This window comes from Halorubrum sp. B52 (assembly GCF_059752555.1).
On sequence record NZ_MWTG01000009.1, the window covers coordinates 200,424 to 226,435 of the forward strand.

General features: G+C 70.4%; 23 protein-coding genes. 10 read left to right on the forward strand and 13 right to left on the reverse strand.

The window, feature by feature from the left end:
- Nucleotides 1-131: 131 nt before the first annotated feature.
- The 4 genes from B4V04_RS09565 to B4V04_RS09580 all read right to left on the reverse strand — a co-directional run bounded on the left by B4V04_RS09565 (nt 132) and on the right by B4V04_RS09580 (nt 4,750).
- On the reverse strand, nt 132-683 hold the full coding sequence (locus tag B4V04_RS09565) for a chemotaxis protein CheD (RefSeq protein WP_498231151.1): 552 nt from the start codon (nt 681-683) through the stop codon (nt 132-134).
- Nucleotides 680-1,888 (reverse strand): chemotaxis protein CheC, encoded by a 1,209-nt coding sequence (locus B4V04_RS09570; RefSeq protein ID WP_498231152.1) that lies wholly within the window; start codon nt 1,886-1,888, stop codon nt 680-682. Before B4V04_RS09570 ends, B4V04_RS09565 begins: the two co-directional genes overlap by 4 nt.
- Nucleotides 1,888-2,244 (reverse strand): chemotaxis protein CheY, encoded by a 357-nt coding sequence (cheY, locus tag B4V04_RS09575; RefSeq protein WP_144798311.1) that lies wholly within the window; start codon nt 2,242-2,244, stop codon nt 1,888-1,890. The genes B4V04_RS09570 and cheY overlap by 1 nt, the downstream gene beginning before the upstream one ends.
- A gap of 118 nt (nt 2,245-2,362) precedes the next feature.
- The gene (locus B4V04_RS09580) at nt 2,363-4,750 is read right to left on the reverse strand and encodes a BGTF surface domain-containing protein (RefSeq protein ID WP_498231155.1); all 2,388 of its coding nucleotides are present in this window, start codon (nt 4,748-4,750) and stop codon (nt 2,363-2,365) included.
- Between the two features lie 250 nt (nt 4,751-5,000).
- Between B4V04_RS09580 and B4V04_RS09585 the strand changes: the two genes are divergently transcribed.
- A complete protein-coding gene (locus B4V04_RS09585; protein WP_498231157.1) occupies nt 5,001-5,474 on the forward strand; it encodes a zinc ribbon domain-containing protein in 474 nt (157 codons plus the stop codon).
- Between the two features lie 15 nt (nt 5,475-5,489).
- Here B4V04_RS09585 and B4V04_RS09590 read toward each other — a convergent pair whose 3' ends face one another.
- From B4V04_RS09590 to B4V04_RS09605, 4 genes are all read right to left on the reverse strand, one after another.
- Nucleotides 5,490-6,188: a DUF7500 family protein gene (locus B4V04_RS09590; RefSeq protein ID WP_498231158.1), complete on the reverse strand. Its 699-nt coding sequence runs from the start codon at nt 6,186-6,188 to the stop codon at nt 5,490-5,492.
- 85 nt (nt 6,189-6,273) lie between these two features.
- Nucleotides 6,274-6,963, reverse strand: a complete 690-nt coding sequence (locus B4V04_RS09595) for a flagellin (RefSeq protein WP_144798308.1) — start codon at nt 6,961-6,963, stop codon at nt 6,274-6,276.
- Between the two features lie 2 nt (nt 6,964-6,965).
- Nucleotides 6,966-7,556 (reverse strand): flagellin, encoded by a 591-nt coding sequence (locus B4V04_RS09600; RefSeq protein ID WP_144798307.1) that lies wholly within the window; start codon nt 7,554-7,556, stop codon nt 6,966-6,968.
- A gap of 343 nt (nt 7,557-7,899) precedes the next feature.
- On the reverse strand, nt 7,900-8,238 hold the full coding sequence (locus B4V04_RS09605) for a hypothetical protein (RefSeq protein ID WP_144798306.1): 339 nt from the start codon (nt 8,236-8,238) through the stop codon (nt 7,900-7,902).
- A gap of 186 nt (nt 8,239-8,424) precedes the next feature.
- On the opposite strand from B4V04_RS09605, the gene B4V04_RS09610 reads away from it, so the two are divergent.
- Entirely contained in the window at nt 8,425-8,763 is a 339-nt protein-coding gene (locus B4V04_RS09610) for a helix-turn-helix domain-containing protein (RefSeq protein WP_498231161.1), read from the forward strand.
- Between the two features lie 66 nt (nt 8,764-8,829).
- Here B4V04_RS09610 and B4V04_RS09615 read toward each other — a convergent pair whose 3' ends face one another.
- Nucleotides 8,830-9,558: an RAD55 family ATPase gene (locus B4V04_RS09615; RefSeq protein ID WP_498231162.1), complete on the reverse strand. Its 729-nt coding sequence runs from the start codon at nt 9,556-9,558 to the stop codon at nt 8,830-8,832.
- A gap of 149 nt (nt 9,559-9,707) precedes the next feature.
- Between B4V04_RS09615 and B4V04_RS09620 the strand changes: the two genes are divergently transcribed.
- A complete protein-coding gene (locus tag B4V04_RS09620; RefSeq protein WP_498231164.1) occupies nt 9,708-10,271 on the forward strand; it encodes a HalX domain-containing protein in 564 nt (187 codons plus the stop codon).
- Nucleotides 10,272-10,346: 75 nt separating this feature from the next.
- Entirely contained in the window at nt 10,347-11,894 is a 1,548-nt protein-coding gene (locus B4V04_RS09625; RefSeq protein WP_498231166.1) for a molybdopterin-dependent oxidoreductase, read from the forward strand.
- A 24-nt stretch (nt 11,895-11,918) separates the two neighbouring features.
- Here B4V04_RS09625 and recJ read toward each other — a convergent pair whose 3' ends face one another.
- Nucleotides 11,919-13,340, reverse strand: coding sequence for a RecJ family nuclease (recJ, locus tag B4V04_RS09630; protein ID WP_498231168.1), 1,422 nt, complete (start codon nt 13,338-13,340; stop codon nt 11,919-11,921).
- A gap of 176 nt (nt 13,341-13,516) precedes the next feature.
- On the opposite strand from recJ, the gene B4V04_RS09635 reads away from it, so the two are divergent.
- The 3 genes from B4V04_RS09635 to B4V04_RS09645 all read left to right on the forward strand — a co-directional run bounded on the left by B4V04_RS09635 (nt 13,517) and on the right by B4V04_RS09645 (nt 18,253).
- Nucleotides 13,517-14,809, forward strand: coding sequence for an O-acetylhomoserine aminocarboxypropyltransferase/cysteine synthase family protein (locus tag B4V04_RS09635; protein ID WP_498231169.1), 1,293 nt, complete (start codon nt 13,517-13,519; stop codon nt 14,807-14,809).
- A 1-nt stretch (nt 14,810) separates the two neighbouring features.
- Complete coding sequence (gene metX / locus B4V04_RS09640) at nt 14,811-16,094, forward strand: homoserine O-acetyltransferase MetX (protein ID WP_498231171.1); 1,284 nt, start codon at nt 14,811-14,813, stop codon at nt 16,092-16,094.
- Between the two features lie 506 nt (nt 16,095-16,600).
- A complete protein-coding gene (locus tag B4V04_RS09645) occupies nt 16,601-18,253 on the forward strand; it encodes a long-chain fatty acid--CoA ligase (RefSeq protein WP_498231172.1) in 1,653 nt (550 codons plus the stop codon).
- A gap of 27 nt (nt 18,254-18,280) precedes the next feature.
- Here B4V04_RS09645 and B4V04_RS09650 read toward each other — a convergent pair whose 3' ends face one another.
- Nucleotides 18,281-18,730: a DUF5807 family protein gene (locus tag B4V04_RS09650; protein WP_498231174.1), complete on the reverse strand. Its 450-nt coding sequence runs from the start codon at nt 18,728-18,730 to the stop codon at nt 18,281-18,283.
- Nucleotides 18,731-19,044: 314 nt separating this feature from the next.
- Between B4V04_RS09650 and B4V04_RS09655 the strand changes: the two genes are divergently transcribed.
- Complete coding sequence (locus B4V04_RS09655) at nt 19,045-21,504, forward strand: DEAD/DEAH box helicase (protein ID WP_498231176.1); 2,460 nt, start codon at nt 19,045-19,047, stop codon at nt 21,502-21,504.
- A gap of 26 nt (nt 21,505-21,530) precedes the next feature.
- Here B4V04_RS09655 and B4V04_RS09660 read toward each other — a convergent pair whose 3' ends face one another.
- Nucleotides 21,531-22,667, reverse strand: a complete 1,137-nt coding sequence (locus B4V04_RS09660) for a molybdopterin-dependent oxidoreductase (RefSeq protein ID WP_498231178.1) — start codon at nt 22,665-22,667, stop codon at nt 21,531-21,533.
- Nucleotides 22,668-22,800: 133 nt separating this feature from the next.
- On the opposite strand from B4V04_RS09660, the gene B4V04_RS09665 reads away from it, so the two are divergent.
- Entirely contained in the window at nt 22,801-23,997 is a 1,197-nt protein-coding gene (locus B4V04_RS09665; RefSeq protein WP_498231180.1) for an MFS transporter, read from the forward strand.
- On the opposite strand, the gene B4V04_RS09670 is transcribed toward B4V04_RS09665, so the two are convergent.
- Nucleotides 23,992-24,819: an MBL fold metallo-hydrolase gene (locus tag B4V04_RS09670; protein ID WP_498231182.1), complete on the reverse strand. Its 828-nt coding sequence runs from the start codon at nt 24,817-24,819 to the stop codon at nt 23,992-23,994. The two genes, B4V04_RS09665 and B4V04_RS09670, sit on opposite strands and share 6 nt — an antisense overlap.
- Before the next feature lie 120 nt (nt 24,820-24,939).
- Between B4V04_RS09670 and B4V04_RS09675 the strand changes: the two genes are divergently transcribed.
- Nucleotides 24,940-25,968: a succinylglutamate desuccinylase/aspartoacylase family protein gene (locus B4V04_RS09675; protein ID WP_498231184.1), complete on the forward strand. Its 1,029-nt coding sequence runs from the start codon at nt 24,940-24,942 to the stop codon at nt 25,966-25,968.
- Nucleotides 25,969-26,012 lie beyond the last annotated feature (44 nt).

Genomic DNA, 26,012 nt, shown 5'->3' on the forward strand with positions numbered 1-26,012 from the left:
GCAGAACACACTTCAATTCACCCCTCAAAATATCAACAGTGAGAAGAACAGAACTCGGGGACCGCGAGCGCGTGTCCCGCCGGTGACGGGGCGAGGACCGTCCCGCTCGGCGGGTGCGCCGACCGGCGCGTTCACAGGGTGCGCTCGAACCCGTCCGCCGCCCGGACGACCAGCCCGCCGTCGGCCCTGAACCGGACCGTCCGCCCGACGCCGTCGCCGACGTCGCTGGCAACGATCGGGACGCCGGCCGACGCGAGGCGTCGCTCGGCCCGCTCGACGTTCCGCGGGCCGACGGCGTCGGTGAGGTCGAGCATCTCGGCGCCGCCGGCGACGCGGGCCTCCAGCCGCCCGGGCGCCGCGCCGGCCGCGACGAGCTCGTCGACGAGCGCGTCGATGCCGGCGTCGACGTACTTCCCCCGGCGGGCGGCGGCCGTCCGCGTCTCGTCGCTCGCGGGTAACATCGCGTGGAGGAGCCCGCGGACGCCCGCCCGCTCGTCGGCGAGCGCGACGGCGACGCAGGAGCCGAGACCGCTCGTCGTCAGGGTCTCCCCGTCGGTCGCCACGGCCAGCTCACCGACGCCGACCCTGATGCGCCCCCCGCCGCCGTCGCCGCGCCGCCCCTCGTCGTCGCTGCCGTCCCGGTCTCGCGACCCGCGATCGCGGGACGACGAGGGGCGGCTCACGTCTCGGAGAGGCGGTCGAGGGCCCGGGCCAGTTCGCGCTCGTCCGGGAGCGCGTACACGTCGCAGCGCGCTTGGACGCCCTCCGTCTGTATCGCGGCGTCGATCACGAATCCGTAGTCCTGCCGGCGGCTCAGCTTGGCGACCAGCGGGCTGATCGCCGCCGAGCCGATGTCGTGGACGAACTCCGGCGGCGAGTGGCTGATCGAGGTGCCGAGCACGTTCGCCCAGCCGTCGATGAACCCGCTCGTCATCACGTTTCCGAGCTCGCAGAGCGCGTTCTCCGCCATTCCCCCGAGCGGCTCGTCCGGCTCGCTCGGTAGCATCGACGCCGCGATCTTCGCCGCCGACTCCTCCTCGAAGAGGATCGCGAGGTAGCCGCTCGGCTCCCCCTGCAGCTCGAAGACGGTGCCCGCGTGGGGCTCGACGCCCACCTCCGCGGGGACGTCCGCGAGCGGGACGAACCGCAGGCGGCTCACGTCGACGGTCGTGTCGAGGCCGGTCATCATCGCGATGTTGTCGGCGGCGTTCGCCGACCCCCGCTTCGCCAGCGACGCGAACGTCGACAGCGACTCGTACGGGACCGCGGTGCTTCCGGTGTCGCCTCCCGCCGCGCCCTCCCTCGCCGCCTCGGCGCCCGCGGTCGCGGCCGGCGCGGTCTTCCCGACGACGAGGTCGCGGAAGGGCCCGGAGTCGGGCAGCATGTAGATGGAGAAGTCCAGGTCCGTCGACGTCGCGTCCAGCCGGCTCTCGAAGAGGAACACGCCGTCGCCGGCGAGCGCCCCGTCCGGGAGAACGGCGGCGCCGTCGGCCTCGAAGTAGCGCGGGGGCGTCATGTCGATCGCCTTCCCGAGGTAGTTCGCCCAGCCGTCGAGGAAGCCGCCGAGCGCGATGTTGCCGACCTCGGTCACCGCGCTGCGCTCCATCGACGCGCCGCCGGGTAAAAGCGAGAGCAGGGCGTCGACGTTGGCGGCGTCGAACGCGAGCACCGCCTCCCCCTCCAGGCCGCCGCGGAGCCCGACGCTCACGCCGATCGACTCGCGGCCCGCGAACGCCTCCGCGAGGTCCTCGCCGCTGGCGACGCTCGCGCCCGTGACCTCCACCGCGAGGTCGGTCCCCGTGAGGTCGGCGAGCGCGCCGGCGGCCTGTTCGGCCCCGCGCTCCGCCAGGCGGTTGCACGCGCCGAGCGCCCGGACGTCGACCCGCATTATACCGCCGATCCGATGGCGTCGAGCACGTTCGGCTTCTGGAACGGCTTCGTGATGTACCCCTCCGCCCCGGCCTTGATGGCGGCCTTCATCTTCTCCTCCTGGCCCACGCTGGTGCACATGATCACCGTCGCCTCCGGGTTCCCCTCGAGGATCTCCGTCGTCGCCTCGATCCCGTCGCGGATCGGCATCACGATGTCCATCATCACGAGGTCCGGGCCGTGCTCCTCGTACATGTTGACCGCCTCCACGCCGTTCTCGGCCTCGCCGACGATCTCGAACTCCCCCTCGAGGATCTCCCGAAGGAGGTTCCGCATGAACTCCGAGTCGTCCGCGATGAGCACGCGCGTTGCCATTGTTGTCTGAAGCGGGGCGCAGCGATCACTTAACGGCTCCCCTGCGGTTCTCAGCGATGAGAACCGCCGACGCCGGCGGGGTTTCGACCACCGCTGTCGACGCCCGAGGTTAACGCGCTCAGACCCAGTGACCGAGAATGTACGTCGCGCCGACGAGGACCGTCCCACCGAACGTCTCGCGCGTTCCGATCCCGAACGGCAGGAGCGTCGCCGGCGCCTCGTCGGGAGGCCCTTCGTCCGGCGCCTCTCCGTCGGCGTCGGATTCCTCTCCAGATCCGTCGTCCGAGCTTCCGTCGCCGTCGGTTTCGTCCGAACTCCCGTCACCGTCGGCGTCATTCGGTTCCTCCTCGCCGTCGGTACCGTCCCCAGCTTCGTCGGTCGATCCCTCACCGTCCGCGTCGTCGTCCACCCGCGTCACCGCGGGGTCGGCCTCCACGATCAGCGTTCCGTTGACTCTGTCCCCGTCTATCGCGAGCGAATACGGGTACTCGCCCGGTTCGAGGTCGGCGTCGAGCCCCTCGAACGTCTCGTTCCGTTCGTCTCCCGGCGCGACCGTGACGCGTCGCTCCTCGACGATCGCCCCCTCGTCGACGTCGAGCGTCAGGCGCTCCCTGTTCCGCAGTTGGCCGACGTTCCGCACCGCCGCGGAGAGGTTCCCCAGCGACTCGCCGCGGGTCACCGTGAGGGTCGTCGTCGTCGCGTTCGCCAGCCGCAACCGGTCGGGGTCCGAGGCGTTCTCGACGACGATGACCGTCCGGCTGTCCTGCAGGGACTGGCCCCTGTAGAGTCGGTAGCTCGCTCTCGCACCGGGCGGCACGCCGGCGAGTCCGCTGTCCACGGTGAAGTTCCCGTCCTCGATCGCCAGCTCGGACTCGGTCCGGTTCGGGGTCTCGTTCGTGTCCCGAACGATCGTCGCCGACAACTCCGTAACCGGGAGGATCGAGGTCGTCCCGGTGATCGTCCCGTCGTCGGTCTCGACCAGGAGATCGCCGTCGTCGGTGACGTCGTCGTACCGGAGGTACCGGTCCCGGACGCCGAACGACGCCTCGGCGCTGACCCGACCGTCGTCGGTCCCGTGATACGGGTACTGCTCCGAGATCCGGTCGTCCGTCGCGGACGCCGGGTCGAACGCCGCGGGCGGTTCCCCCCCGTCCCGGAACGCGTAGCGCTCGCCCTCGGTCCCCTCCAGGGCGAACTCGACCGCGAACTCGTCGCCCGGCTCGACGTCCTCGGTGAACGGTCCGCCGTCGCTCGTGTCTATCGCGAGGTAGAACCGACCGGGCAGTCCGCTCCTGTCGGCGTCTCCGCGTCGGAGTTGCTCCGCCTCCGCGAGGAAGAGGGTGACGTCGTCGGGGTCGGCGTCCGCGAGGTCCAGCTCCGCGCGCCGTTCGTTCCGACCGGGGTTCGTCTGCCGGACCGTCAGCGAGACGCCCTCTTCGGCCTCGAGGAGGTCGACGAGGACGCGATGGTCGATCGCGGTCCCGGCCTCGATCGCGGTCCCGTCCTCGCCCGACTCGCCGGACCGCCGATCCGCGAAGTGCGAGAGGGCGCCCCAGATCCCGGTCGCCTCGAAGCCGAGCACGACGCGGTCGCCCTTCGTCACCGCCGTGCGGTCGAGCCCGTTCTCCCTGAGGGCCGCCATCGACTCGGTCCCGTCGCCCTCGCCGTCAGCGATCACGTCGGCGTCAGCGGTGGTGAACACTTCCGCCTCGTCGCCGAACGACGGCTCCCGCAACACGAGGTCGGACTCCGCGGCCACCTCGACCGGATCGACCGCTCCCGAGTCACGGACGACGAAGGTGCCGTTGGTGATCGCGAGCCGGTACCGCTCCGGGACCAGGGGCCGCGCGAGGCCGCCCGCGCCGGTCGAGCCGACCCCGGAGAGGTTCCCGAGGCTCTCGGCGATCACGTCGCCGTCCTCGTTCCTGAACTCGAGGTCGCAGGACACGTCGTCGTCGCTGCAGCTGTCGACGTCGCTCTCGTTCGTCCCGATGAGCCGCGTGTTGATCGTCGTCGATCCGCCGCTCACCCGGAGCACGTCGACGAAGCCGATCGTCCCGCCGGAGTCGGTGAGGCGGTTCCCGCCGACGAGCAGGTAGGCCGTGTCGTCCCCCGAGGCGTCGACCGCGTGTCTGATCTCCACGACGTCCCCGGCCGTCCCGGTGTACGTCGATCGGCTGAACGACCCGTCGATCTCGCGACTGACGGCGTCGCCCCGTTCCGCCGCTCCGTCGGTCTCGATCGCCGAGGCGGCGTCGCCTCCCCCGACCGCCACCGCGTTCTCCCCCGAGACGGTCGCCGCGGCGGGGGCCGTGGCCGCGGCGCCGAAAAGCGAGAGGCACACCGCGAGAGCGACCAGGACGACGCTGAGAGTCGAAAGCCGGGCGCGCAGCGCGGCTCCCCCGCTCTCGTCTTCCGTCACCTCCTCGCGCCGGCAGCTTCCGGAACCGGCGCTCGTCGTCCTCTCGGACCGATCCGCGCCGTCCGGTGGAGCTCTGGAGGTCATCGTGGTGTCGAGGCGGTCATCGTGGTGTCGCTCTCGTCGCAACGGGGCCGAACCGCGCGAACGGTGCGCCGTCGTGTTGCTACATCGTCGGGATCTCATCGACTAAAGCGTACCTTCCCGATTATCGCCTCGGAGAACCGGCGACGACCGCCGCGGCGTGAGTCGCGGTGAATCGACCGACCGCGGCCGGATCGATCGCCGGGACGAGCCCCGAAGAGTTAAGCCCGACCGCGGTGCCGTTCCGATGAGGATGAAGACCTGTCCCCGGTGCGAGTCGTCGATCGACGACGAGGCCCGCTACTGCGTCGACTGCGGCGCCCCCCAGACCGAGGCGGCCGCCGAGGAGCTCGACGAGTACGTGCAGCAACAGGCCCGGCAGGTCGCCGCCGACTCGGGGGCGGCGGGCGGCGGAGGTGGAGGTAGTGACGGAAGCGACTCGGGCGGTGACGGCGTCGCCGGCTTCGTCCCGACCGAAGAGCTCACCGACCGCGAACAGCTCTGGCGGCGCGGCTGCTACGTCGCCGGGTACGGGACGATCGTCGTCGCGCTCACGCTGGTCCCGCAGATCGGCGCCTTCCTGCTGATCCTCGGCGGGATCGCGATCCTCCCGCCGGTCCGCCGGCTGACGGCGGAGCCGCTCGGGAGCCCGCTGAAGCGCGAGGTGATGGCCGGGCTGTACGCGATCTTCGCGCTGCTCGGCGCGGTACTGCTGGCTTTCCTGTAACTCCCGCCGTCGGTCTTACTCGATCCGGAACCCGTCCGCCTCCTCCGCGGCGCGGACGAGGTCGCCGATGCTGTCGCTCGCCGTGAGCCCCTGGCTCGCGGCGAACCGCTTTATCGCCACCGGCGGCACGTCGACGGTCGTCTCCGAGGCGACGAGCAGGAGCCCGAGCGCCTCCGGCGTCGGCGAGCTCGGGCCCGCGTTCGACGCGAACCACGTCACGAGCGAGTCGAACGTCGCCGTCACGTCGTTCGACACCATTCGCTGGCGGCTGGTGTCGCCGTCGGCGTGGAGCGTCGCGTCGATCCCGTAGGTGAAGCCGTCGCCGTCGAAGGAGCTCGCCAGCCACCGGCTCACCGCCTGTCGGTCGACGCCGGCGTCGCCGCCGGGCGGGCTGGCGGTTCGGCCGCCGCGGTCGCCGCGATCCCCCTCGGTCGCACCGGGATCCGCGACGCTCGGACCGGCGGCGTTCGCCCCCGGGTCCGCGCCCGGCGGGCGGCGCTCCGCGGGGCTTGCGGGGTCCGCGGCGGTGAACCCGGACTCGTCGGCGGGTCGCCGCTGCGGCCGCGATCGACCGACGTTGGGCCGGCCGTTCGTCCCGACGACGTACCGCCCCTCCCCGATCTCGACGACGCTCTCGTCGTCGGTGAAGTCGAGCTCGTCGGGGTCCGCGGGCGGCGCGTCCGGGTCGGCCGCCGGTGCGTCGTAGTCACTCATGGCGTAGTCGTCGTAGTGCGAGAAAATAGGTGTTCCGGGCGGAGGGATCCGCCGGGACGCTAGTTAGGGGGCTGTTCGAGGCTCGTTAGAGCCGGACCGCTTCGCCGTCCTCGTTGAAGAGGTCGGGGGCACGGAGTTCAACGGAGGTCGTCGCGCCCGAGGGCGAGACGATGTCGAGCGACGAGGTGTCGCCTTCACCGAAGTACACGCCGTTCCCTGCACCGGTACCGAACGGCTCCGTCTCGGGGTTGAACACGACGGTGAACCGCTCCTCGTCATTCAGGACCGCTTCGCTCGCGTTGACGAAGTTACCGGAGGAGTTCTGGACCGCGAACGTGCCGTCGGGTATCGCACTGATCTTTGACCCCTCGGAGAGGTCGCTCAGTGGGGTCCCGGAGTCACCGGTCACGTTCGTGTCGGTGAAGATCAGGTTCCGCTGCCCGTTCGGGCCGACCGCCTGTATGGTCGCGGAGCTCAAGTCGATCTGGTTGGAGCCGGCCGCGCCGGCGACGCCCACGCGGATCTCCTGTAGATCGCCGGTCGAGGCACCGTCAGTCTCGTTCACGATGCCGACCGTGCTCGTGACGTCGATGCGCTCGGAGACGAGGTCCGTACTTTCTTGCCCGGTCGCCTCAGCCTGCGATTGCAGGAAGCCGGCGGTGTTGATCAGCACACCGGCGGCGATGGCAGCGACGAGCACCATCGCGATGAACACGATGAGCGTGCCGATACCAACTTGGCCGCGTTCGTCGTTGTTGTTGATAAATTCGAACATTGTTACAGCCTCACCGAGGTCTGGTCCTTCGTCAGCGTCGTCGGCACGCGAATCTCCGTCGTCGTCGTCGCGCCGGACGCCGTCGTGAACGTCACCGACAGCCGGTCGCCGGTGGAGAGGTTCCCGTACGTGACCTGGTCGTCGAGGTCGACGCTGACCTCCGCCCGGTCACTGCTGTCCGTCAGGACGACGGTGTCCTGGTCCGGGCTCGTGAAGATCTCGACGTTTTCGGAGCCGATCTCGTCGAGCTGGAACGTCTCCTGCCCGTTCGCACCGATGAGTTCGACGCTCGTCTGGTTGAGATCGATGCTGCCCGCACCCGGAGCCTTCGCGACGACGAAATCAATGTCTGTGACGTTGATCTGATCGCCGCTGCTGTTGACGATGCCGGACTGGCTCACGACCTGTAGCCGGTCGCTCACCTGTGATGTACTCTCTTCGCCCGTCGCCTCCGCCTGCGTCTGGAGGAAGCCGGCCGTGTTGATCAGGACGCCGGCGGCGATCGCCGCCACCAGCACCATCGCGATGAACACGATGAGGGTCCCGATCCCCACTTGACCGCGCTCTTCCTCGTCCAGTATGGTTTCGAACATTGTGTGTTGCGTTGGCCCCCGGCCTGCCCGGCGGGCGTTATCAGTTGAGTGCGGAATTTCCCTATTAAAGACTCCGTGCCGATTATTCGACCTGATAAAACGCTGCAGTCATGCGATTATAGAGATATTTACGAGTATGTAATTTCTACAATTATCAACGATATGTCGCCTCGGTTATCGGACCAGATAATCCGGGCGTCGATGCACGGGCGCGCAGATACCGGGCGATCGACTGTCGACGCGACTGTCGATCGAGAGCCGAGGCTGGCCGGCGGATGTCGCGTTTGAACCGTGAAAATTCGCCGAGACGAATCCTCCTCCCGCTCCGCGCCTTCCAGGGCCGCTACCGGTCTTGAATCCGCGCGAGTTCGGACTCGGGAATCACGAACTCCTGCGTCCCGGGCTCGTAGACGGCGAGACTCCCCGCGACGAGCGCCATCGACGCCGCCAGCAGCCCGGTGTTGATCAAAAGCAGCGCCTCCGCGTTGGCGAACGACGTCCGGAAACCGGCGACGGGCGTCGCGACCGCCGCGACGACAACGAGACCGAAACCGACGGCCAGGTACGCCATCGCGGTGCGGCCCGACGACCGGTACGCGGCGACCGCGAACGCCGCCAGCGTCGCGCTCGCGCCCGCCAACACGGTGGTCGTCACGAGATACAACCCCTCGATGAGCTCCATACCCGGCCTGCTCGGAGTCGACACATAAACCCACGGTGGCGGCTATCACCGGCGATAACATCGCCTTTCGCGACCGCGGGGTCGCAGAACCCGATACGGCCACCGTCGCGGGCTCGTCCCGGGATCTGTGGCGCCCGTAACCACCGGTATCCTTTTAAGCCGCAAAAATCAACAGCGATAACGTGAATGGTGGGGGACGACCTGATCACGGTGCTCGGTAACAAGTACAACACGGACATCCTGACGGCGACCGGCGACGCGATGTCCGCGCAGGACCTGAGCGACGAGCTCGACGTCCCGATCGCGACGTGTTACCGCCGGATCAACGAGCTCGAGGAGGCTGACCTGCTCGAGCTCCACGACCGTCCGCTCTCGGACGAACACCGCCGCGTGAAGGTGTACCGCCGGAAGGTCGACGGCGTCGAGGTCGACTTCCGCGACGGGCTCACGGTCGAGGTCGAAGAGCGCTCCGCGGTGAAGAATCGACTCGACGACGTGTGGCGCGACCTCTCGTCGAGTCAGTAGCGCCGCAGCGACCGCCCCGTTCCCCTTCCGCGCCGTCGATACCTGCGGTCTCTCCCCCGGTCCGAATCAGAACGACGGCTCGTCGGACCGCCCCATCATCGAGAACCCGCCGGCCCGCTCGTGGACGGTGATCCCGCCCTCGCCGATCTCCATCGGGAAGATGTCGGTGTCGATGTCCTGTTTCCGCATCTTCGCCACCCAGACGTACCGGTTGACGCCCGAGTCCGTCGGCGTCTGGATGAAGTAGATGTTCCCGTCCGTGAGGAAGTTCTCCAGCCCGACCTCCGTGTCCGGGAACACGGCGCCCTGCTCGTTGATGAGCAGCGAGGTCAGCCCGTTCGCCTTGAGGATGTCGGAGAACTTCAGGAGGTACGTCCGCTTCTCCTGTTCGGCGTCGAAGAAGAGCTGGAACATCGACAGCGAGTCGAGCACGAGCCGGTCGAACCCGCCGTCCTCGATGGTGTCGAGTAGCCGGTCGACCGCCGTCGAGAAGTCGGTCTCGCGGAGCATCTCCCGCTTGTCCAAGATCACGATGTCGCCGTCGTCGACGGCGTCGCCGAACCCGTCGAGGCCGATCGACTCCGCGGCGCCGCGGATGTCCGCCTCGTCCTCCTCGAAGGAGACGTAGACGCCGCGCTCGCCGTGTTCCGCGACGCCGTGATAGAGGTACTGAATTCCGAAGATGCTCTTTCCGGTCCCGGGGTTCCCGGAGACGAGCACCGTCGACCGCTCCGTGATGCCGCCGGTGAGGATCGAGTCGAGCCCCTCGACCCCGGTGGAGACGAGTTCTGACATTCGTCCCACCATTAGCGACGGGAGTATATAAAAGACGATCCGACGCGACCGGTCGACCGAATCGACGGCGACAGCTTTATTTTTCGACACGCCGCCCGTTCGTATATGCCTGGTGAAGCGTCCCCCGTCGACCCCGGCGGTGATCGGCGGTGAGCGACCCCTCGGTCCTCGTCGTTGAGGACGAGCCCGACATCGCCGCGCTGTACGCCGGCTTCCTCGAGGGGGAGTACGACGTCGACCTCGCCGAGACCGCCGCGGAGGCGATCGACCGGGTCGACGCGAGCGTCGACGTGGTGCTTCTCGACCGCCGACTCCCGGACGGGAGCGGCGACGACGTGCTCGAACACATCCGCGAGGCCGGCTACGACTGCCGGGTCGCGATGGTCACCGCCGTCGAGCCCGACTTCGACATCATCGACATGGGGTTCGACCTCTACCTCACCAAGCCCGTCAGCCGCTCGAAGCTGCTGGCGGCGATCGACACCCTTCTCACCCGCAGCGAGTACGACACCCTCGTCCAAGAGGCCGCGGCCCTCGCGAGCAAGCGCGCGGTGCTCAGCTCGCAGAAACCCGCCGCCCAGCGCGAGGGCAACGAGGCGTACGCCGAGCTCGTCGACCGGCTGGACGACCTCGACGCCGACATCGACGACCTCGGCGAGTCGCTGTCCTCCGACGACTACCGCGCGATGTTCCGGGACCTCGGCGAGGCCTGACGCGACGTCGACGACGGCCGCCGGCACCCGGCCGCCGAGGACGTGGTTCAAGTGACTGTAACCCCGAGGTAAACTATGTTGGACGTTACCGAGCGACGAGACGCGTTGCTCGCGGCGGCGGCCGGGACCGCCGGGGTCGCCGGCTCGTACCTCGTCACGGGGTGGTCGCCCGCGTTCGTCGTCCGGCCCGTCGATCAGGCCATCGTCAACCTGACGCCCGGACCGATCGTGACCTTCGTGATCGAGACCGTCGGCGACGCCGGGCACCTGATCCACGTCGCCATGGCGTTCGCGGCCGTGATCGGACTGTTCGGGTTGGTCGCGCTCGCCGGCCTCCGACTCTCCGCGCGCCTCGATCGGGCGTCGGTCGGCGCCGCGGCGACCGGTCTGGCGTCGTGGCCCCTCGCCGCCGGCCTGACCGGTGACCCGACCGGTGCGCTGGGCGTGGCGCTCCCCGCGGCGGCCGTCGTCGCGCTCGGCGGGCTCCCCCCGGCGTCGACTCGGTCGTCATCGTCTCCCGACCCGGCGTCCGGAGACGGACCCTCGGTCGCGGCCGACCCGACGACGACCGTCGACGCGGTGCGTCGCCGGACGCTCGGCGTCGCCGCGGGGACGCTCGGGTTCGTCCTCGCGGCGGTCATCGGCCGGCGGGTGCCCGCGTCGGAGGGCGACGAGACGCTCGCCGACGCCCCGCGCTCCGAGGGTGCGAGCGAGCGCCTGCAGGAGGTCGAATCGGCCTCGCTGGCGGTCGAGAGCGACGACCTCCACGGTATGGTGAGCCCGATCGGCGAGTTCTACAACGTCGACATCGCGGAGTTCGACCCGGAGGTCACCGCCGCCGAGTGGTCGCTGACGTTCACCGGAGAGACCGGCGCCGACCGGACGGTCGCCTTCGACGAACTGATCGACCGGCCCGTCGAGCACCGCGCGGTGACGCTGCGGTGCGTCGGCGAGAGCCTGAACGGCCGCAAGCTGGACAACGCCGTCTGGACGGGGACGCCGATCCGCCCGCTGCTCGAGTCCGTCGACCCCGAGGGCGACTGCGACTGCGCGATGCTGCGCGGCGAGGACGGCTACTACGTCCAGTTCCCGGTCGACGTCCTCGCCGAGGGGTTCCTCGCGTGGGGGATGAACGGGACGGAGCTCCCGACCGGCCACGGCCACCCGGTCCGAGTGCTGATCCCGGGCCACTGGGGCGAGACGAACGTGAAGTGGCTCTCGGAGATCGAGCTGCTGAACGTCGAGGACGACGGCTACTGGGAGGAGCGCGGCTGGGAGGGAACGGGCGAGGTGAAGACGGTCGCCAAGCTCTGGGACGAGGGGATAACCGAACTCGACGACGGCCGTATCGAGCTGGCCGGTCACGCCTACGCCGGGACGCGCGGGATCGAGCGGGTCGAGGTCTCGACCGACGGCGGCGATTCGTGGACCGACGCCGCCCTCTCCGACCCGCTCCCCGACGCGGACGTCTGGCGGCAGTGGCGCCACGCCTTCGACCCCGACGGCGCCCACGAGGTCGTCGTCCGCGCGGTCGACGGCGAGGGGAACAGACAGACCCGGGAGCCGTCGGACCCGTCGCCGACCGGCGCGTCCGGCTGGGTCCGCCGCACGGTCGGGGAGTGAGCGCCTCGGCGCCCGGCGGTCAGGTCACGAGAGCTGTTCGCCGACGATCCGGTCCGCCTCGGCGAGGAACGCGTCGCGCTCGCCGATCGGGATCGTCGCGCCCGCGGCGACGTCGTGGCCCCCGCCGTCGCCGCCGACGGCCCGGCTCGCCTCCCGCATCACCGCGGAGAGGTCGAGCCCGCGCCGCACGAGGGCGTGCGAGCCCCGCGAGGACACCTTCAGCTCCTCGGCGCTCTCCTCCGCGAACGCGATCACGGGCTTCGAGCGGTCGACCGCCGGCGACCCGATCGCCATCCCGGCGACGATCCCGACGATCGTCTCGCGGATCCGCGAGCCGGCGTCGAACCACTGGAGGTGCTCCTCCTCGGTGACGCCCTCCGTCTTCACCCACTGGAGCCCCTCGGAGAGGTTCCGGCGGTGGGTCCGGAGGAGCCGCCGCGCCTCGGCGAGCGCGTCGCCGCGGTCGCCGAGGCACACCGCGAGGCCGACGTCGGCGCGCTCGTACCGGGCGGTGGCGTTGAGCAGGGTGGAGAACTCGCTGACGTCCCGCAGCTCCGTTCCGGGCTCCTCGTCGACGAGCGTGTAGGAGGTGCCGACGAGCGCTTCGATCCGGTCGGCGGGGACGCCGGAGGCGACGGCGCGGCGCATCAGCGCCGACGCGAGGACCCGCCGCTCCTCGCCGTCGAGGTCGACCCAGCGGCGCCACTCCCCGTCGCGCTTCACGTCGACGTCGAGGTCCGTGAGGAACGCGATCGCCCCCGCCTCGTCGTTCGAGATCCCCGGGACCTTCACGTCCGAGGCGTACTCCAGCAGCTTCGGGAGCGGGCGCGTCTGTCTCCCGTACAGGTCCAGGTCGGTGCGCGTCTCGATGACGCCGGCGTCGACGCCGTCGGCGACGATCGCCTCGTTGGCGCCGACGAGCCCGCCGTCGGAGTCCTGCATGTCGCCCACCGCGCCGACGACCGCGAGCGCGGCCAGGTCGCGGTTGTCGCCGTCCGGCCCCTCCAGCGCCCGAGCGAGCACGTAGCTGGCGCCCGCGCCCGACAGCTCGCTCGCCCCGTCGATCCCCTCCAGGAGGGGGTTGAGGTGGAACTCCGTGTCGCGGTCGGCCGGCTGGTGGTGGTCGGCGATGACGGGGACGAACGCGCCGCGGGCCTCGTGCTCGGCGATGACGTCGAGCTGGCCGGAGCCGAAGTCGGTGAACAGCACCACGTCGAACTCGCGGGCGGCGATCCCCGCGATCGACTCGGCGTCCAGCTGCTTCTCGAAGACGACCTCGTGGTCGATCCCGGCGCGCGCGAGCGCCGACGAGGCGATCGCGGCGCTCGTCAGCCCGTCGGCGTCGATGTGGGACGCGAGCAGCACCCGGTCGGCGGCGCGGAGGCGGTCGGCGCAGGCGCTCGCGCGTCCGGCGAGGTCCGGCACGGGTGAGTCGGCGACTGCCATTGCCTCCCGTTGGCTCCCGATCGGGGATAAACTCACGCTTCGGCGGAACGGCGGAGCGCGGCCGGACGAAGCGGCGGGGGAGACGGTGCGACGCCGCGCACCTCGGCGGTGGAGACCGAGGCATCACTTGCCGTAACTGACGGTTATAGACCTTTGCAGATATATGCACTACACACATGACACGTGGGTTCAACACCCGGAGTCTCCACGCCGGCGCCGAGGCCGACCCGGCGACCGGGTCGCGCGCGACCCCGATCCACCAGACGACGTCGTTCGTCTTCGACGACGCGGACACGGCGGCGGAGCTGTACGCGCTCCGGGCGGAGGGCCACATCTACTCCCGGCTCTCCAACCCGACCGTGAACGCCTTAGAGGACCGGATCGCCGACCTCTCCGGCGGGACGGACGCGGTCGCGACCGCCTCGGGGATGGCCGCCTTCGATGCGATAACGACCGTGCTCGCGAGCGCGGGCGACAACGTCGTCGCCAGCTCCGAGATGTACGGCGGGACGGCGGCGTACCTCACCGGCATCGCGGACCGCCGCGGGGTCGAGGCCCGGCTCGTCGACACGCTCGACTACGAGGCGTACGCGGACGTGATCGACGAGGACACCGCGTTCGTCCACGTGGAGACGATCGCGAACCCCTCGCTCGTCACTCCCGACTTCGAGCGGCTCGCCGAGATCGCCCACGACAACGCGGTCCCGCTCGTCGTCGACAACACGTTCGCGACCCCGTACCTCTGTCGGCCGTTCGAACACGGCGCCGACATCACCTGGGAGTCGACGACGAAGTGGATCACCGGCAACGGGACCACCGTCGGCGGCGTCCTCGTCGACGGGGGACAGTTCCCGTGGGACCACCCGGACGCCGACTACGCCGAGCTGGACGGCCAGTCGCCCGCCTTCCCGATCGACTTCGTCGAGCGGTTCGGCGATGCCGCCTTCGGCAACGTCGCCCGCCAACGCGGCGTGCGCCCGACCGGCGGCCAACAGTCGCCCTTCGACGCGTGGCAGACGATCCAGGGGCTCAACACGCTCCCGCTCCGGATGGACCGTCACTGCGAGAACGCGCGGACGGTCGCCGAGTTCCTCCGGGACGACGACCGGGTCGGCTGGGTGGCGTACCCCGGCTTCGAGGACCACCGGAGCCACGGCAACGCCGCCGAGTACCTGGACGGGTTCGGCGGGATGGTCACCTTCGGCGTCGACGGCGGCTACGAGGCGGCCAAGACGCTGTGCGAGTCCGTCGAGCTGACGAGCTTCCTCGCGAACGTCGGCGACGCGAAGACGCTCGTCATCCACCCCGCCTCGACCACGCACGCGCAGATGGACGAGACCCAGCAGCGGCTCGCCGGCGTCTTCCCCGACATGCTCCGGCTCTCCGTCGGGATCGAGGACCCCGACGACGTGATCGCCGACCTCGACCGCGGGCTGGCGGCGGGCGAGCGCGCGACCGGGGGGCAGTGAGATGAGCGCGACGCCCTCGGAGGAGGGGACCGTCTCGCTCGGCGAGTTCGTCTTCGAGTGCGGCCAGTCGGTCCCCGACCTGGAGGTCGCCTACGAGACGCACGGGGAGTTCGACGGCGACAACGTCGTGTTAGTCTGTCACGCGCTCACCGGGAGCCAGAACGTCGCTCGCTCGCCGTCGCCGGAGCGCGACGCCGGGCAGGCCGGACAGGCCCGCGCGTGGTGGGACGACATCGTCGGGCCGGGGAAGGCGATCGACACGACGGAGTACTTCGTCGTCTGCGCGAACGTCCCCGGCTCCTGTTACGGCACGACCGGCCCGACGAGCGAGCGCCCCGCCGACCTCGACCTCCCCGACGAGCCCGACCACGACCGGTGGGGGACCGCCTTCCCGCCGGTGCAGGTCGAGGACTGGGCGCGCGCGCAGCGCCGCCTGCTCGACGAGCTCGGCGTGGGACGCCTGCGCGCCGTCGTCGGCGGGAGCGTCGGCGGGATGAACGTGTTGGAGTGGGCGAAGCGGTACCCGGACGACGTCGACCGGATCGTCCCCATCGCGACCGCCGGGCGGCTCGACGCCCAGTGCCTCGCGCTCGACGCGGTCGCCCGCCGCGCGATCCGCGCGGACCCCAACTGGAACGGCGGCGACTACTACGGCGAGGGCCGCCCCTCACCCGACGAGGGGCTCGCGCTGGCCCGCCAGATCGGTCACATCATGTACCTCTCGAAGGCGTCGATGGAGCGCAAGTTCGGCCGCCGCTCCGCGGGCCGCGACTCGCTGACCCGCGAGGAGGGCGATCTGGGGCTGCCGCCGGAGCCGACGGCGGCGTTCTTCCCGTACCGGGAGGTGGAGTCGTACCTCGACTACCAGGCCGAGGGGTTCAGCGAGCGCTTCGACGCCAACAGCTACCTCTACCTCACGCGCGCGATGGACGAGTACGACCTCTCCGCCGGCCACGGCACCGACGCCGACGCCCTCGCCGCCTTCGAGGGCGAGGCGCTGCTGATGAGCTTCACCGCCGACTGGCACTTCACCGTCGAGCAGTCCGCGTCGCTCGCGACCGCCTTCCGCGACCGCGACGTCCCCGTCGCCCACCACGTGATCGACTCCGACCACGGCCACGACGCCTTCCTCGTCGAGCCCGAGCACGTCGGCCCGCCGCTCAGCGACTTCCTCGCGGAGGGGGTCGAGGGCCGGGCCGTCTCCGACGACGGCGGCGAGGGCGACGAGTCCGCGCGCCCCGAGTCCGACCACGCGCCGGTGCACGCGAGCCTCTTTCGGGGATAGCGGACTCTTTCAAATACTATCGTGCGGTCGGCGCGCGCCTCCGAGTGGCCGCCCTTGGCGGCCACGAGGAGCGCGTGCGAGGGAGCCCGCGGCCGCCGGCGGCGGCCGCGGCAGCGAGGCGCTTTGCGCCTCTGGCAGCCGGCGCACAGCGCCGGCGACGAGGCTGGGGAGGCGTGAGGTGCCATGCGGAGCGGGACGGGACTCAAAGGGGCAGCCGTGAGGATGAAGCACGGCGACGCAAGCACTGGAACGAGGGAGCGAACGTAGTGAGCGACTGAGTGAAGCGCGCAGCGAGCCGCGCGAGTCCTCACGGCTGGGGCTTTGGCGGTGTTCGCCGTCGTTCCATCAGCAATTGCTTATAAGCGAACGGCCGGGTCTTTGGCGGCGTTCGCCGCTGATCGTGCGGTCAGCTATTTATACACGATCGGCCGAGCCTCTCACGCCGCCGATCCATCACCATCAATCATGGCAATGTTCATAGTTCTCGACGCCATGGTGTGTAAGGTATGCCCGGTGGACACTCGCAGACGCTCCGACCGTTCCTGTGGCGCGCCGAACGACTGTACCCCGACACGGAGATCGTCTCTCGGACGCACGAGGGGCGGACGCGGCACACGTACGCCGAGTACGCCGACCGGACGGCGCAGTTGGCGAACGCTCTCGACGACCACGGGATCGAGCGCGGCGACCGGATCGCGACGTTCTGCTGGAACCACACGCGTCACTTCGAGACGTACTTCGGCGTCCCCAACACCGGCGCGCAGCTCCACACGATCAACCCCCTGCTGCCGGACGAGCACATCCGGTACATCGTCGACGACGCCGCCGATGAGATAATCTTCGTCGACCCGTCGCTGGCTCCGAAGCTCGCCGCGGCGGCCGAGGGCGCCGAGGAGTTCGCCGACGTCGACTTCGTCGTGATGGGCTCGTCCGAGATCGACGAGCTCGACGCCACGCCCTACGAGGAGTTCGTCGCGGATCAGCCGACCGAGTACGACTGGCCAGAACTCCCGAGCGACCAGCCGGCCGGGCTCTGTTACACCTCCGGCACGACGGGGAAGCCGAAGGGCGTCGAGTACACGCAGTCGATGCTGTGGAGCCACACGATGGCCTCCCAGACGCCGCAGGGGATCCCGATGGAGGACTCCGACGTGGTCATGCCGGTCGTTCCCATGTTCCACGTCAACGCGTGGGGGATGCCGTTCACCGCGACCGCGGCCGGTGCGAAACACGTCTATCCCGGCCCGTCGCCGGACCCGGCCGACCTCGCGGCGCTGATCGAGGAGGAGGGCGTGACGGTCTCCGCGGGCGTCCCGACGGTGTGGCTCGGGCTCCAGGAGTACGTCGCGGCGGGGAACGACGTCGACCTCTCGACGCTTGACACCGTGATCGTCGGCGGCGCGGCCGCCCCGCGGGCGCTGATCGAGTGGTACGACGACCGGGGCGTCGAGGTGCTCCACGCGTGGGGGATGACCGAGATGTCGCCGATCGGCACCGTCTCTCACCTCACCGACGACCTCCGCGACGCCGACTACGAGACGCAGGTCGACAAGCGGTCGAAACAGGGGCTCGTCGCCCCCGGGCTGGAGTTCGAGGTGATCGACGAGGACGGCGAGGAGGTGCCGTGGAACGGCGAGGACTTCGGCGAGCTCCGGGTCCGGGGTCCGTGGGTCACCAAGGAGTACTTCGCGCGCCCCGAGGCCAGCGAGGAGGAGTTCGTCGACGGCTGGCTGAAGACCGGCGACGTGGTCACCGTCGACGAGGACGGCTACATCAAGCTCGTCGACCGGACGAAAGACGTGATCAAGTCGGGCGGCGAGTGGATCTCCAGCGTCGAGTTGGAGAACGCGATCATGGCGTACGACGGCGTGAGCGAGGCGACCGTCATCGGCGTCCCCCACGAGCGCTGGCAGGAGCGCCCGGTCGCGTTCGTCGTCGCGGCCGACGGCGTCGACCGCGAGGCGCTCGTCGAGGCGATCGAGTCCGGACTCCGCGACGAGTACCCGGAGTGGTGGGTGCCGGACGCGGTGGAGTTCATCGACGAGGTGCCGAAGACCGCCACCGGGAAGTTCTCGAAGAAGGACCTCCGGGAGCGGTACGCCGACCAGTCGCTCGTGGAGGGGTCGGTGCCGGAGGAGGACGCGCCCGAGCAGGGATAAGACCAGGCCCGCTGTGGTCTCCGACTCTTACTCGTCGCGGTCGCCGACGATCCACTTGTGCGAGTAGCTCTCGCCGCAGGCGCAGTGGGCGTACGCGTGGACCACGTCGCCCTCGGCGTAGAGGCCGCCCACCTCCTCGTTCTGCGCCTCCGCGAACGCGAAGACGAAGCTGACGTCGTGGTCCTCGTCGGGAGTCTCCCCTGCGTCATCCGCGAACGGGCACTCCCCCCCGTCGAGCGACCGGGCGATCGTCCCCTCCGCGCCCATCGCCGTCTTCGCGAACTCCATCGCGCCCATCCCCGTGCCGGCCTCGAACGCCGACCGGCCGGTCTCGCCGTCGAGGATCAGCCGCACGCCGCCGTCCGTCTCGGTCCCCACGTTCCGGAGCCGGGAGTCGTCGTCGAGGTACGCGTCGCTGAGGTAGAAGACGACGTCGTCGAGCCGCTCGCCGGCGAGGAACTCGTCGAGTTTGCTCATGCCGGTCCGACGCGCGTGAACGGTAAAAGGCGTGCGAGTCGCGGTCGAGTGGTCGGTGAGGTTGTCGTCGGCCGCGAGCCCGACCGATGTCGGACCGGTGTTATATCATGTGGAATCGGGATAACTGTTAATACGGACCACGGAGATCCGTCCCCTGATGAGCGCGCAAACACCATCCGGAGACCGGCTCGCGGAGTGGGCGGAGCTGGTCGACGAGGACGTACCCGAGGAGCACCGAGAGGAGCGCTCCGCCGAGCGATAACTTTCACCCCGCTTCGCGAAGGCTTTAGGCCGACGGCGGCGAAGCGTCGCCGATGGCGACCGAGGCCGCCGGCATCGACAGACCCCTGCTCGTCGACGACTTCCTCCAGGAGCGCCGCTACCAGCTCCAGCTGGCGGAGTCCGCGGCCCGCGACCATACCCTCGTCTGTCTCCCGACCGGCCTCGGCAAGACCACGGTCAGCCTGCTCGTCACCGCCGAGCGCCTCCACGAGGTCGGCGGGAAGGCGCTCTTCTTAGCCCCCACCAAGCCGCTCGTCCAGCAGCACGCCGACTTCTACCGCGAGGCGCTCTCGATCCCGGACGACGAGATCGTCGTCTTCACCGGCGACGTGAAGCCGGACGACCGCGCCGCGCTCTGGGACGACGCCCGGATCGTGATCGCGACCCCCCAAGTCGTCGAGAACGACCTCGTCGGCAACCGGATCTCGCTGCGCGACGTGACCCACCTGACGTTCGACGAGTGCCACCGCGCGACCGGCGACTACGCGTACGTCTACATCGCGGAGCGGTACCACGCCGACGCGGCCGACCCGCTCGTCACCGGGATGTCGGCCTCGCCCGGCGGCGACACCGAGGAGATCGAGACGGTCTGTGAGAACCTCGGGCTCTCGAACGTCGAGGTGATGACCGAGGCGGACGCCGACGTCGACGAGTACACCCACGACACCGACGTGCAGTGGGAGCAGGTGACGCTCCCGGACGAGGTCCTCGAGATCCGCGACGCGCTCAACGAGGTGATCACCGACCGACTGGAGAAGCTGAAGTCGCTCGGCGTGACGAACACGACGAACCCGGACCTCTCGCAGAAGGACCTCAACAAGATGCGCGGGCAGCTGAAGCAGATGATGGACAACGACCAGTCGGACGGGTACAAGGGGATGAGCACCCACGCCGAGGTGATGAAGCTCCGGCGCGCGACCGAGCTGGTCGAGACCCAGTCCGTCGAGTCCGTCCGGCGCTACTTCGAACGCCAGCGCGAGGCCGCCCGCTCCTCGGGGGCGTCGAAGGCGAGCCAGCGCATGGTCGCGGACCCCAAGGTGCGCGAGGCGATGCGGAAGGCGGAGGCGTTCGACGGGCTCCACCCGAAGTTCTCGAAGGCCCGGATCCTCTTGGCCGAAACCCTCGGGATCAACGAGGGCGAGCGCGCCATCCTGTTCACGGAGTCCCGCGACACCGCCGAGGCGCTCGTGGAGTTCCTCTCCGCGAGCTTCGACGTGCGGAAGTTCGTCGGACAGGGCGACAAGGAGGGCTCCGACGGGATGACGCAGAAACAGCAGCAGGAGACGCTCGACGAGTTCAAGGCCGGCGCGTTCGAGGTGCTCGTCTCCACGTCGGTCGCCGAGGAGGGGCTCGACGTCCCCGAGGTCGATCTCGTCTGCTTCTACGAGCCCGTCCCCACCGCGATCCGCTCGATCCAGCGCAAGGGCCGGACCGGCCGGCAGGCCGAGGGGAAGGTGGTCGTCCTGATGGCCGAGGACACCCGCGACGAGGCGTTCTTCTGGATCTCGCGGCGGCGCGAGAAGAAGATGGCCAGCCAGCTCGCCGAGCTGAAGGAGGCCACCGACGACATCGAGGAGACCGTCGGCGACGACGGGCAGGCCGGGCTCGACGCGTTCGCCGGGGGATCCGCCGAGCGCGACGCCGAGCCGGAGCCCGACGGGAACGCCGACGACGCCGCCGACGGTAGCGACGACGCGGCCGCCGCCGACGACGGTAGCGACGACGCCGGACTGACTGACTTCGCGGCGGAGGCCCGCGCGGGCGGAGACGAGACGGACGACGAGAGCGACGCGGGAGCCGAGGGCGACGCAGACGGCGTCGTCGCGACCGCCGGCGTCGACGAGGGCGTCGAGGTCGTCGTCGACCAGCGCGAGCTCGACTCCTCCATCGCGAAGGACCTCTCGACGCGCGACGGGCTCGTCACCCGGCTGGAGACGCTCGCGGTCGGCGACTACGTGCTCTCCGACCGAGTCGCCGTCGAGCGCAAGTCGGCGGCCGACTTCGTCGACTCGATGCTCGACGCCGACCGCTCGATGTTCGAGCAGGTCGGCGAGCTCTCGCGGGCGTACGCCCGTCCCGTGATGGTCGTCGAGGGGACGAACCTCTACGGCCAGCGCGACATCGACCCCAACGCGATCCGCGGCGCGCTCGCGTCGCTGGCGGTCGACTTCGACGTGAGCGTCCTCCGCACCGAGGGGGAGTCGGACACGACGGAGCTGCTCGCGACGATCGCCAAGCGGGAGCAGGAGACGCGCGACCGCGAGGTGAGCGTCCACGGCGAGAAGACGACGAAGACGCGCGCGGAACAGCAGGAGTACGTCGTCTCCGCCATCGCCGACATCGGCCCGGTCACGGCACGGACCCTGCTGGAGCACTTCGGCACCGTCGAGGCCGTGATGACCGCGCCCGAGGACGACCTGCTGGAGGTCGAGGGCGTCGGCCCAGTGACCGCCGAGCGCATCCGCGAGGTCGTCGGGTGCGAGTACGAGTAGCGACCGTCTTCTCACGGACGAACCGGCTACTCGAACCCGCTCACCAGCGTCACGACCCACTGCCCGAGGTCGTACTCCGTCCGCACCTCCACGCGCGTCACCCACTTCACCCACTGGAACCCCCGCCGGTCGGGGGCGACAAGCCGGGCCGGCGCGCCGTGGCCGTGGCTCAATCGCTCGCCGCCGACGTGGGTGGCGAGCAGGGCGTCTTCCGCCTCGTCGAGCGGGAGGCTCCAGCGGTAGCCGGTGACGGAGGTGAACCGGACGTAGGCCGGCTCGCGGTCCGAGTCGCCGGCGTCCCCGGAGCCGCCGGCCGCCTCCGGCCCCCCGGCCGCGTCGAGCAGGTCGCCGACGCGGATCCCGCCCCACTCCTGCACCGTGTACCACCCGCTCGTGCAGTCGAGCAGGGCCGCCGTCTCGTGGCCGGCGGCGACCTCGTCGGCGGTCAGTTCGACCGGGTCGCTCACGAGCCCGTCGATCCGCAGCCGATACTCATCCCGGTCGATCGGGTCGGGGTCGTCGGCGACCCACGAGGTGACCGGGAACGCGCCGTTCCCCTCGCCCTCGCGGGGCTGCGACCCGGTGAACCGCCGGTCCGCGCCGGCCGTGTCGAGGAGGTCGTTGACGCCCTGCTGAAGTCGGTAAATCGCCGCGCCCGCGGCCAGCAGGACGGTGTACCGCACCGCGGTCCGCCGGCGCTCGAAGTCGACCCGCCGGGGGAGCCGGAACCGGGTCGTCGCGTGCGCGGCCACGAGCGGGAGCAGGACCAGGCCGAAACCGACGTGGACCGAGAGGAGCGTCCAGTAAGAGAGCCGCACGTCGAGCCCGAAGGCCCAGACGACGCCGATCGAGAGCGCGCCGAGCGCTGCGACGAGCGTCAGGACGGACAGCGCGGTCGACCGCTTCCAGCGGGTCGGGTCCGTGAGCCGCCGTCGGACGCGCGCGAGCTTCCACGCGAGCAGGACGACGATGGCGAGCCCGAGCGAGCGGTGGAGCCAAAAGAGGGGCCACCCCTCGGGGACGCCGACGGTGAACGAGACGAGCCCGGTGACGACCTCCGCGGTCACGAACGCGAACAGCGACCAGTCGACCGCGCGCGGCGGGGGCTCGAGGCGGTCGACGGCCTCGCGGACCCTCCCGGCGATTCCGGACCCCGTTCCCATCTCGACCGCGCTACGTGCTACCGAGGCAAAAGGGTACAGCCCGTCGACGCTGCTTCGGTTCGCACACTCGGGGCGGAGACCGATCGCCGGAACCCAAAGAACCATCGCCGCCGTCGAGGAGGACCTCACACGGATGCGTGAACGCCGCCGGGTGCTCGTCGTGACCGCGGCGTCGCTGTTCTTTTCGGTCCTCGTCTGGTTCAACTACTCCGCCGTCCTGCCGTCCGTCGTCGACGAGTGGGGGCTCTCGGGGACCGAAGCCGGGATCATCTTCGGGGCGTTCCAGGCGGGCTATCTCGTGGCGATCGTGCCCGCTGGCTGGTTGGCGGACCGCTACTCGCCTCGGTGGGTGATCGCGGTCGGAGCGGCCGGCGCCGGAGGTCCGAGCCTCCTGTTCGCCGGCGTCGCGGACGGGTTCGTCGCCGGGACGGGACTCCGGTTCCTCTCCGGGCTGTTCATGGCCGGCGTCTACGTCCCGGGGATGCGGTTCGTCACGGACTGGTTCCCCGAATCGGCGCGCGGCCGGGCGCTCGGGCTGTACATCGGCGCGTTCTCGCTCGGGTCCGGGCTCTCGTTCGTGTTCTCGACCGCGATCGCCGACGCGGTCAGTTGGCGGCTCGCCGTCGCGGCCACGAGCGCCGGCGCGCTGTTCGTGCCGCCGTTCATGCTCGCTTTGACCCGCGATCACCCCGATCGGGCGGGCGGCGGCACGGGGTTCGATCGCTCGGTGCTGCGGAACCGCGAGTACCTGTTGACGGTCAGCGTCTACGCCTGGCACAACTGGGAGCTGTTCGGTGCGCGGAACTGGCTCTTGGCGTTCCTCGTGGCGGCACCCGCGTTCGCGGCCACCGAGTCGGCGCTGCTCCCGGGGTTCGTCGTCGGCTCGATGATCGCGCTCGGTAGCGTCGGAAACCTGACCGGCGGCTGGCTCAGCGATCGGATCGGACGTCCGCGGACGATCGCGATCGGGCTGACCGCGAGCGCGTCGCTGAGCCTCGTCTTCGGACTGCTCGGGGAGCTTCCGATCGCCGCGCTCGTCCCGATCGTCCTCGCGTACGGCGTCGTCATAACGATGGACAGCGCGCCGACCTCGACGATGGTGACGGAGGTCGTCGACGACGCGCACGTCGGAACCGCTCTCTCCGTTCAGTCGCTGGTCGGGTTCACGACGACCGTGATCTCGCCCGTCGTCTTCGGACTCGTCCTCGACCGGTCGGGGTACCCCCTCGCGTTCCCGACGCTCGCCGTCGGCGCGCTGCTCGGACTGCTGTCGATCGGCGGGCTCGCGGTCGTTCGGAGGCGGAAGATCGGTGCAACCGGGACGCTATAGCTCGTACACTTCGCCGTCGACCGCGAGCGGCTCCGCGAACGCCTCGTCCGGCGGGTAGTAGTGCGCGACGTGGACGAGCCGCGTCCGGTCGGCGTCCAGCTCGTCGGCGAGCGCGAGCGCCCCCTCTCGGGTCATGTGCTTCGTGCCGAACGTGCGCGGGACGCCGTCGGGCCCCTCGTGGCGCCCGCCCATCGGGTGGTGCTCGCAGAGCGAGGCGGGGACGATGGCGTCGGCCAAGAGGAGGTCGGCGCCGGCGAGCGCCTCGCGGGAGCGCTCGGGCACGTCGTAGCTCGTGTCGCCCGTCAGCGAGAGCGTCGTGCCCGTCTCCGGGTCCTCGATCACGACGCCGTAACAGAGGAGGGGCGGGTGGTCGACGGGGACGAACCGGACCTCGAGCCCGCACGTCTCGAAGGGCTCGAACGGCTCGCGGGCGTGGACGCCGATCCGGTCCTCCAGGTAGTCGTACTTCGCGCGGATCGTCTCGGCAACGCTCTCGTCTGTGGCGGGGTCGGTCTCGTTCGGCGCGTGGACCGGGAGCCCGTCGACCAGCCGGTAGACGTTGCCGAGGCCGTCGAGGTGGTCGAAGTGGATGTGCGTCACGATGCCGGCGTCGGGGAGGGGAACGTCGGCGTCGAGGAACTGCTGTCTGAAGTCCGGGCTGAAGTCGACGAGCAGCGACTCGCCGGTGCGCTCGTTGGCGACGTGGACCGAGAACCGCGAGCGCGACACCCCTCGCTCGCGGGCCGCGGCGCAGGTGTCGCAGTCGCAGCCGACGGTCGGCGTCCCGGTTGTGTCGCCGGTGCCGAGGAGCGTGACCCGCATCTCGGCTCCGTCTCGTCGACCCACCGACTTAGCGTCCGCGGTCGAGCGGGCCGCCCGGCGGGACAGTCGACGACGCCCGCCGCCCCCGATTTATAAGCGCTTCAGGCCCGACCCTCCGGTATGCACGACGCCAGCGAACTCGTCCTCGCGCGGCTCCCCTCGGGCGTCCCGGTCCGCACGACCGTCCACGTCTACGGCGAGGGAGGCCTCGCGGAGGGGCCGGAGGGGCCCGCGCTCGACCTCCCGGCGGACGGCGGTCCCGTCGTCTACGCGCAGGCGGCCCAACACGGCCGGGAGGTGAACGGGACCGCGGTCCTCCGTCGGCTCCACGAGCGGCTGACGGGCGGGGATCCGACGACCGCGGACGCGGGCGACCTCGAGGGGACCCTCGTGACGGTCCCCGTCGCCGACCCGCTCACGTTCGACCGGGTCTCGTACACGACGCCGGAGTCGCTCGACGCGACCCACTCGAACATGAACCGCTGCTGGCCCGGCGACGACGAGGGGACGCTCCACGAGCGCATGGCGGCCCGCCTCTGGTCGTTCGCGAGCGCGGCCGACTCGATCGTCGACCTCCACACCGGGTCGCCGGCGATGCTCACGCACGCGGTCTACATGCGCGGCGACGAGGCCTGTCGGTCGCTCGCGGAGGCGTTCGGGACGGACCTCCTGCTCGCGGAGGCGGCGGGCGACGAGGCGGACGCGGAGTGGAGCGAGCGCGGCTTCGCCGGCAAGCTCCGCGTCGCCGCCACTCGGGAGAGTATTCCCGCGATCACGCCGGAGCTCGCGCACAGCCGCGAGGTCGTCGCCGAGGCGGTCGAGGACGGGTTAAAAGGGACTCTCGGCGTTCTCCGTCGCGAGGGACTGCTCCCCGGCGAGCCCGAGCCGTGGGACGGCACCGTCGCGCGGAACCATCTCGGGCGCGTGAACGCCGCCGAGTCGGGGCTGTTCACCCCGGAGCGCGACCTCGCCGTCGGCGACGAAGTCGCGGAGGGCGAGCGGCTCGGGGTCGTCCACGACCCGACGACGTTCGAACCGCTGCAGACCGCGACCGCCGACCGCGACGGGATCGTCTACTCGATAGCCCGCGAGGCGACGGTCACCGCGGGCGCGACGATCGTCGGCGTGGCGGAGCGGCTGGAGGAGTGAGGGGGGATCCGGAGGCCGCGGAGCGGCCGGCGGAGCGAGAGTCG